The organism is Actinomycetota bacterium (assembly GCA_041658565.1).
In the GTDB taxonomy this organism is placed as follows: domain Bacteria; phylum Actinomycetota; class AC-67; order AC-67; family AC-67; genus JBAZZY01.
The window spans coordinates 1-7,533 of record JBAZZY010000048.1; the positions used below are offsets into that span (position 1 = coordinate 1).

A 7,533-nucleotide genomic window follows, 5' to 3' on the forward strand; every position below is an offset into this window, starting at 1 on the left:
GACGTGAGGGGGCCAGCGGGAGATGGCATTGACATCCTGGACCCACATGTTTGCGGGAGAGCTGCAGAACTCGCGGCTGGAACCGACGCTCGCCTTCGGCTCGCGCGGCTCAGCCGCAGAACGTTATGCGTACCCGCCGCACTTGCAAATTTCGCTGCTAGGTTCCACCATGCACCCATGAGCGCCATGCCCCTAGAGGAGATTCGCAAGCTTCCGATGGAGGAGCGTCTGCGCCTTGTCGAGGATCTCTGGGAGTCGATCCACGACGAGAGCGACGCGATACCGCTCACGCGCGCCCAGAGGGAAGAGCTTGAACGTCGGCTCGCTGCCCATAGGTCTGATCCTGCCTCGGGTGATGACCTGGCAACCGTTCTGGCGCGCATCCGCGGCGCGTGAGCCTGCATGTTCGCCTTGCGCGGGAAGCGGAGGCCGATTTACTGGACGCTCACGCCTGGTACGAAGAGGCGCAGCCGGGCCTTGGGGCGCTCTTTCTTCATTCCGTCGAAGCAGCCCTTCTTCATGTCGCGGAGCATCCACACTCGGGGCGAACCGTCGCTGGCGACATCCGAAGGGTACTTACTCACCGATTTCCCTACGGGCTTTCCTATGTGGTGGATGACGGTGAGATCTTCGTCCTCGGCTGCTTTCACCTCCGGCGCAGTCCCGACGTTTGGAAGTCGCGATCGCCGAGGTCACCAGACGCATAACTCGGGCGTTCAACCGCCGCGGGTCGCTGCGCGACACCGCGCTGCCCAACCCGCGGCTCAGCGGACCGTTCGCCCGCTGCGCGGGCGTCCGGCCGCTGAGCCGCCAAATCGTCGTTCTGCCGACTAAGTGTGATGCTGACCGACAGGCAACGCGTCATGGTCATCGGATCCGGTGGCGCCGGGAAGTCGACCTTCGCCCGGCGCCTGGCAGACGTGAAGCAGCTTCCCCTCGTCCACCTCGATGAGTACTACTGGCAGCCGGGTTGGGAACGGACGCCGACCGAGGAATGGAATGCGAAGGTCCACGAGCTAGCTGCCGGTGACTGCTGGGTCATCGACGGCAACTACACCAACTCGCTGCCTATCCGGGCGGCTCGCTGCGACGCCATCGTGTTCTTCGACTTCCCGCGCTGGCTGTGTATCTGGGGCGTGCTCAAACGGCGCATCCTGGCGCTCTTCGTCGAGCGTCCGAATGTCGCGCTGGATTGCCCTGAGCGGTTGACCTGCGAGTTCTTGGCATGGATCTGGAACTATGTGGCCGTCTCGCGGCCACGCGTGCTGTCATGCATCGCCGGTGCGGGGAAGGACGTCGAGGTGATCACAGTGCGGAGCCGAGGCGCCGTCCGGCGCGTTCTTGCGTCGGCGGCACACTCGCGGCAACGGCAGAACTCGCGCGTACAACGGACGCAGCGCGATGCGGCGCCGCTGACGCGCAGGGTCGTTAAGCGGCCATGAGCGATGCGGGTTCCGACGACGTTCGCGAGCATCGTGATTGGCTCGCGTCCCTCGTTCCGATTCCCGAGCGCGGCCTCTGGGTCGATCTCGGCTGTGGCCGTGGCGACGATGTGCTGACTGTTGCGTCTCTCCAGCCCTCCGCGGACTTGCGATTGATCGGGATCGACTCGTCCATGAACGCCATTGCCGCCGCGCGGTCCGGCCAGGCTGCGAGTGATTCTCGGATCGAGTTCCGCGCCGAGAAGATCGAGGCGGCCCTTCCCTTCGCCTCGGGCTCTGTCGATGTTGTGTTCTCTAACAACTTGGTGGAGTGCCTGTCCGATCCGGAGTTCTTCGCTCGGGAGATCGGCCGGATACTCAAGCCTGGTGGTTGGGCGATTGCCGCCCACTGGGATTGGGACTCCCAGATCTGGGACGCGCACGACAAGAGCCGAGTGCGGAGACTCGTTCAGGCCTTCGCGGACTGGCAGCAGGGGTGGATGGATCATTCAGACGGGTGGATGGGGCGGCGGCTCTGGGGAGTGTTCAATGGCTCCGGTCTGTTCCGCGGCTCCATCCATGCGCGGGTGATGACCAACACGACCTTTGCGCCGCCCTGGTACGGGCACGCCCGCGTTCAGGACCTCGGCGCGCTGGTTCAACGGGGGTTGGCCAGCGAGGCGGACTACACTGAATTCGTCTCGGAGCAGGACGACCTCAGCGCGACGGGGAAGTATTTCTATGGCATCACGGGGTTCGCCTACGTTGGCAAGCGGACGTCCTCCGCTTAACCCGCGCGCACGGCGGACGCCGATCGCTTCGCGATGCGGCGCCGCTGATGCTGAGCGTTCTACGGACAATGGGTCGAGGCACGTGTCGTTCGCGCGACCGTCGGCGATCCACACCAGACGATCGTGAGGCAGAGTGAGCGCTGATTCGCCGGGCCAGATCGTCATCCTGAACGGGGTGCAGCGATCGGGGAAGACGAGCATTGCGCAAGTCATGCAAGACAAATTCCCCGGCGTCTGGATGAACATCGGCGCCGACGCCCACATCAGGTGCACGCCGCCCGCCTTCCGTCCGGGAGTCGGCCTCCGAGCGCAGAGACCCGAGTGGGCGAGCACTGCTGCCGGGCGCGTGTCCTTGGATGTCTTGGAGGAATACGTACCGGTGCTCTATGCGGCTCTGTGCGAGTCCGTCGCGGCGCACGCGCGGCTCGGGCTCAACGTGGTGGTGGATGTTGGCCATCACGACGCCTACTCAAAGCCGTTGGGCATCCTGCCGGACTGCGCTCGACGCCTCGCCGGTCTTCCCGTCTTGTTCGTCGGCGTGCGATGCCCGGTCGATGTCTTGTGGGAGCGTCGCGAGGCGACGTGGGGGCAGGTCCGTGGTGAGGTCGACGCCGGCGTCACAGGTTCGGTGCATCTTGGTGTCGATGCTATTCACGCGCACGGCGGCTACGACCTTGAAGTCGACACCTCCGCGCTCAGTCCCGAAGCGTGCGCGGAGTTGATCCGCAAGCGGCTTGCGGAAGGACCTCCGGGGTCCCGGTTCGCCGAGATCGCCGGGAGGGAAAGTGAGGATCGGAACCCGACCTTCGACCCGAGGGTGGCAGTAAAGTAGATTGACATGACGGCTCGCTACAAGATCGCTTTGCACCGCTCGGATGAGGGTGTCGCGGTTTCGGTGCCTGGTCTTCCTGGATGCTGGTCGCGGGGTAAGGATGAGGACGAGGCCATCGAGAACATTCGCGCCGCCATCGAGGCGTATGTCGCAGTCGCGGACGCGCAGCTCGAGGGATCTGAGGTTCGGGAGATCGAAGTCGTCATCTGATGCCGAGCATCCCCGGCGTCTCCCACCAGCGCGCGGTTCGCGCTCTTCGCAAGGCAGCTTTGAGATTGTCCGCGAGGGAAAGCACATCGTCATGTCGGATGGCCGCCGCATCTTGACTATCCCTCTCGCCAACCCGATCAGCGTGTTCACCATGGGCGGTATCGCGCGGGACGCGGGACTAACCGTCGACGAATTCCGGGAGTTGCTGTGACCGCTTCCTGCTGCAGAGCTCGTCGTTGGACCCGACCGACTTCGTCGGGCGGACAGCCGCAGGATCGTTCAACGGATCGAGGATGAACGAGAACAACATGTTCGGACCGAGTGATCCAACCTGGTTTTACGCATGCGCCATCGTTCGCGATCTCGACACAGGAAGGCTGTTGCTCGAGCATCGAACAGACGACGCACCAGTGAACCCGGGACAGTGGGGATTCTTCGGAGGCGGCGCCGAGCCCCGGGAAAGCCCCGAGGCGTGTCTGCTGAGGGAGTTGAAGGAAGAGCTCGATGTCACCCTGCAGGTGTCCGACCTTTCCGCATGGACCAGTTACGTCAATCCACGCACGTCGCGGCGTCGCCACGTCTTCGAGGTCACAGCAATTCGTGAGTCTTCGGCTTTGGCTCATACGGAAGGGGCAGGTCTGGGATGGGTTGACGTCGAAAGCGCCTTCCAACTTGGTCTTTCAACAAGCACAAGAAGGGACCTCGAGGCTTACGCTAGGGGAGCGATAGCCGTTGAACCCGCGGTTGGAGCAGACGCTCGCGCTGCTCGACTGCCAAATCGTTCTACGGATTCTCCTTTAGAGATTCCCTGCGCCCCTTGTAAAGTGGTCAGATGAGCAACGAGTACACGGCCGTCGTTCGACGGGAAGCGGATTGGTGGGTCGGCTGGGTCGAAGAGATCCCGGGCGTCAACTCCCAAGGCGTGACCCGAGAAGAGTTGATGGCGAACCTTCAATCTGCGCTCGCAGAAGCTCTCGAGATGAACCGGGAGTCTTCGCGCGATGCCGCAGGTGACGAGTTCGAAGAAGTCAAGATCTCGACTTGAAGCGTCGCGCGTTTCTCGCCCACCTGCGTCTGAATGGTTGCGAACTTGTGCGCGAGGGTGCAAAGCATTCTTGGTGGGGCAACGCCGCTACCGGTGCCCGGTCTGCCGTTCCGCGACACAACGAACTCAACGACCTACTGTCCAAGAAGATCTGCAAAGACTTGGGGGTGCCACAGCCGTGACCGTAGACCTGGCGTTTGCAGCCGACGCTCGCCCTACGGGCTCGCGCGGCTCAGGCGCCAACTCGGTAGCCATGCCGGCGGTCAGTGTGCGTATCGAGCCTCTCGCGGAAGTCGATCTCCCTGCTGTCGCTCGTCTCTACGAGCAGTTCTGGGGCGAGCCATCCGATCTCGAGCGCACGCGTGCGACGCTAGGGCACCTGCAGGGTGATCCCGACTACCTGTTTCTCGTCGCGCGGGAGGGTGACGAAGTCGTCGGCACTGCCCTCGGCATCGTGTGCCACGAGCTCTACGGCGACTGTCGGCCCTTCATGGTCATTGAGGACTTCGTTGTCGATGCGGGCTCACGGCGGTTTGGCGTGGGTGGGGCGCTCATGGAGGAGCTCGAAGCTGCGGCGGCGGCGCGGGGCTGCAGCCAAGTCATCCTTGTGACAGAGGCCGAACGAACTGATGCAGTCGGCTTCTATGAGTCGCTCGGCTTCGAGTCCGGTCCGTATCGCGGCTTCAAGAAGCGGCTGTGAGATGGCTAACCGGCGCGTTCAACGGACCGCCCGCCCGCTTCGCGGGCGTCCGGCCGCTGAGCCGCCAAGTTATGCGGGCGTAGGCTGCGCATGTGAAAGTCGCTGAACTCATCCAGTTGATCGAACGCGATGGTTGGTACCTCGCCAGAACCCGGGGTAGCCATCGCCAGTTCAAACACCCTGCGAAGCCGGGCCTCGTGACGATCGCGGGGAAGCCGAGCACTGACATCCCAAGGGGTACACTGAACTCAGTTCTCAAGCAGGCTGGCCTCAAGGAGTCCTAGGCGATGCGATACATGGTAGTTCTGGAGCACGGGGAGAGTGGATGGGGCGCGCACGTGCCGGATCTTCCCGGGTGTATAGCCGCCGGGGAGACGCGTGAGCAAGCGCTCGACCTCGTCCGAGAGGCGATCCAATTCCACATTGATGGCCTCAAGGAAGAGGGACTCCGCGTGCCGGAGCCGTCCAGCGAAGCTGAGATCGTCGAGGTCCATGCCGCATAAGGTCGAGTGCTGTATCCACTGGTAGCGACGGTACAGCCGGGGCGGCAGAACATCCTGCCGCTGTGGATTGCGTATTTCCTTTTCACGCTCGTGTTTCCAGCTTTGGGGATCGGGCTTGTGGCCGACCACTTCGGACGGAGTTTTTGGCGCTGGGGGCTTCTTGGGGCACCGTTGTCTTCGCCGGAGTTACGCTCACCGTCTTGACACTCACGGTATGGACCCCGTGAGGCCGCACAACTCGCGCGCACAATGGACGCCGATCGCTTCGCGATGCGGCGCCGCCGACGCGCAGAATCGTCATATGGACCGGTCATGAGCGAGCCGCACCTGTGGGTAGTTTCAGGAATCCCCGGCGCCGGGAAGACCACCGTGAGCCGTCTGCTGGCGCTCAGATATCTGCGAGGCGTACACGTCGAGGGCGATCTGGTTGGGCACCACTTCATCGTTTCCGGTCTCGTTGCTCCTGATCATGAACCGAAAGACGAAGCAGAGGCACAGATCCAGCTTCGCAGGCGCAATATCACCCTGCTGGCAAACTCCTTCCTCGACTCTGGCTTCTCCGTCGTCGTGGATGATGTCGTGGTATCCCAGTCCGTGCTTGACCGGTATTCGGAAACCCTGCAAGCGCCCATACGCTTCGTCCAACTCTGTCCGGCGCTTGCGGTCGTTGAGGCGCGGGACCAGGGTCGCCACAAGCAGGTACTTCACCTCTGGAAGCACCTCCAGCAGGAGCTGGAGGTGATGCCCCGAAACGGTCTTTGGGTCGATTCATCGAGCATGTCGGCAGAAGAGACAGTGGACGTTCTCCTTCAGAGAGCAGACGATGCGAAACTCGCCGCACGATTGGCGACGTGATGAGGCGCCATATGGCTCGACGTTAGACCCGCCCGGCTTCGCCGGCGGGTCAACGCCAGAGGCGTTGAACGGATTACTGCGAGGGGGTGGGGGGAGTGGCACGCGGTCAGGGGCAGGGACGTGACGGTGGTCGCATTGGACTTCTGGACCGTGGGCAGCTAGCGACCCTGCTGGCCATTCCCGATCTGCCCTCGCGCCTTGAGGAGGTCGACACGCTCGTTTCCGGCGCGCTGAGCGAATTCAAGGCTGCACTTCGACCGGAGGTCTTCGCCTTTCTTACGGGTCCCGCGAAGCGGATCCGAGCGACGCTGACCATCGCGTGCGCCCAGCTAGGAGGGTCCCATGACGCCCGCGTTGCGACAGCCGCTGCAATCGTCGAACTGGTCCAGATGGGCTCATTGATTCACGACGACATCATCGAGGAAGCATCTTCCCGTCGGGGCAAGCCCACGTTGAACTCCGTCGAAAGTACAGGCGTTGCTCTGGTGGTCGGGGACTTGGTTCTCGCAGAGGCCGGGCTCCTGGCAGCCAAGAAGATGCATAAGGAAGCTTCCGCTCTGATGGCCGACACGATGGCGCACATGGCTGCCGGGCAACTCGAGGAACTCCGGGATCTGATGAATCTCGATCGCACGCTCGAGCAGTACCGGGCCGCGACCGAAGCAAAGACGGGCACGCTGTTCGCGGCGGCCTGCCGTCTTGGGGGCATGCTGGTCGGGATGCCACCCCGGAAATTGGATGCGGTCACCGCGTTCGGGACTGCCTTCGGCGTCCAGTACCAACTGATCGATGACGTGCTCGACCTCATCGGGGATCCCAATCTGCTCGGCAAACCGGTCGGTAGGGATCTTGCGACCGGAACGTATACCGAACCGGTCATCCGCGCCTTGGCGAAACGGGGAGGCAAGACTCTCGCCGCCTTGCTCAAGCGCCGTCGTGCGGAAGACCTTGCCGAGGCCCTTGAGCGGGTAAAGAAGTCCGGCGCGGTCGAGGATGCCATCAAGGCCGTCACTTCACTGTCGTCGGAGGCGACTCGTGCCCTGAATCCGTTTACCAATGATCCGGTAGGTCGAGGGGACTGCCCCCGATCTGGTTGACTCGTAGCTTGTGAGCCTTTCACGCTGCAAGGGCTCCTTCGTACACGGCCTCAAACTCTACGGGAGTTAGCCGCCCGAG

The 7,533-nt window shown here is 63.1% G+C and carries 13 protein-coding genes and 1 pseudogene; 13 read left to right on the forward strand and 1 reads right to left on the reverse strand.

Translation table 11 applies throughout. The features are described from left to right. The first annotated feature begins 177 nt into the window (after positions 1–177). The gene (locus WDA27_14420; GenBank protein ID MFA5892120.1) at positions 178–396 is read left to right on the forward strand and encodes an addiction module protein; all 219 of its coding nucleotides are present in this window, start codon (positions 178–180) and stop codon (positions 394–396) included. A gap of 38 nt (positions 397–434) precedes the next feature. On the opposite strand, the gene WDA27_14425 is transcribed toward WDA27_14420, so the two are convergent. Then, positions 435–650 (reverse strand): hypothetical protein, encoded by a 216-nt coding sequence (locus tag WDA27_14425; protein ID MFA5892121.1) that lies wholly within the window; start codon positions 648–650, stop codon positions 435–437. A gap of 189 nt (positions 651–839) precedes the next feature. On the opposite strand from WDA27_14425, the gene WDA27_14430 reads away from it, so the two are divergent. From WDA27_14430 to WDA27_14485, 12 genes and pseudogenes are all read left to right on the forward strand, one after another. Beyond that, positions 840–1,442, forward strand: coding sequence for an AAA family ATPase (locus WDA27_14430; protein ID MFA5892122.1), 603 nt, complete (start codon positions 840–842; stop codon positions 1,440–1,442). After that, positions 1,439–2,212 carry a methyltransferase domain-containing protein gene (locus WDA27_14435; protein ID MFA5892123.1) on the forward strand — a complete coding sequence of 258 codons (774 nt, stop codon included), beginning with the start codon at positions 1,439–1,441 and terminating at the stop codon, positions 2,210–2,212. The genes WDA27_14430 and WDA27_14435 overlap by 4 nt, the downstream gene beginning before the upstream one ends. Positions 2,213–2,345: 133 nt before the next feature. Beyond that, the gene (locus WDA27_14440; protein ID MFA5892124.1) at positions 2,346–3,044 is read left to right on the forward strand and encodes a chloramphenicol phosphotransferase; all 699 of its coding nucleotides are present in this window, start codon (positions 2,346–2,348) and stop codon (positions 3,042–3,044) included. Positions 3,045–3,050: 6 nt separating this feature from the next. Continuing rightward, positions 3,051–3,254, forward strand: coding sequence for a type II toxin-antitoxin system HicB family antitoxin (locus tag WDA27_14445; GenBank protein ID MFA5892125.1), 204 nt, complete (start codon positions 3,051–3,053; stop codon positions 3,252–3,254). Next, positions 3,254–3,465 (forward strand): annotated as a pseudogene (locus WDA27_14450) (type II toxin-antitoxin system HicA family toxin). The gene WDA27_14445 and the pseudogene WDA27_14450 overlap by 1 nt, the downstream one beginning before the upstream one ends. A 621-nt stretch (positions 3,466–4,086) precedes the next feature. Next, the gene (locus tag WDA27_14455) at positions 4,087–4,299 is read left to right on the forward strand and encodes a type II toxin-antitoxin system HicB family antitoxin (GenBank protein MFA5892126.1); all 213 of its coding nucleotides are present in this window, start codon (positions 4,087–4,089) and stop codon (positions 4,297–4,299) included. Between the two features lie 178 nt (positions 4,300–4,477). Further along, positions 4,478–4,999: a GNAT family N-acetyltransferase gene (locus tag WDA27_14460; protein MFA5892127.1), complete on the forward strand. Its 522-nt coding sequence runs from the start codon at positions 4,478–4,480 to the stop codon at positions 4,997–4,999. Between the two features lie 92 nt (positions 5,000–5,091). Then, entirely contained in the window at positions 5,092–5,283 is a 192-nt protein-coding gene (locus tag WDA27_14465; protein MFA5892128.1) for a type II toxin-antitoxin system HicA family toxin, read from the forward strand. Between the two features lie 3 nt (positions 5,284–5,286). After that, positions 5,287–5,502: a type II toxin-antitoxin system HicB family antitoxin gene (locus tag WDA27_14470; protein MFA5892129.1), complete on the forward strand. Its 216-nt coding sequence runs from the start codon at positions 5,287–5,289 to the stop codon at positions 5,500–5,502. A 6-nt stretch (positions 5,503–5,508) separates the two neighbouring features. Beyond that, complete coding sequence (locus WDA27_14475) at positions 5,509–5,706, forward strand: hypothetical protein (GenBank protein ID MFA5892130.1); 198 nt, start codon at positions 5,509–5,511, stop codon at positions 5,704–5,706. Positions 5,707–5,814: 108 nt separating this feature from the next. Beyond that, positions 5,815–6,357: an AAA family ATPase gene (locus WDA27_14480; protein ID MFA5892131.1), complete on the forward strand. Its 543-nt coding sequence runs from the start codon at positions 5,815–5,817 to the stop codon at positions 6,355–6,357. 95 nt (positions 6,358–6,452) lie between these two features. After that, entirely contained in the window at positions 6,453–7,454 is a 1,002-nt protein-coding gene (locus WDA27_14485) for a polyprenyl synthetase family protein (protein ID MFA5892132.1), read from the forward strand. The last annotated feature ends 79 nt before the right edge of the window (positions 7,455–7,533 follow it).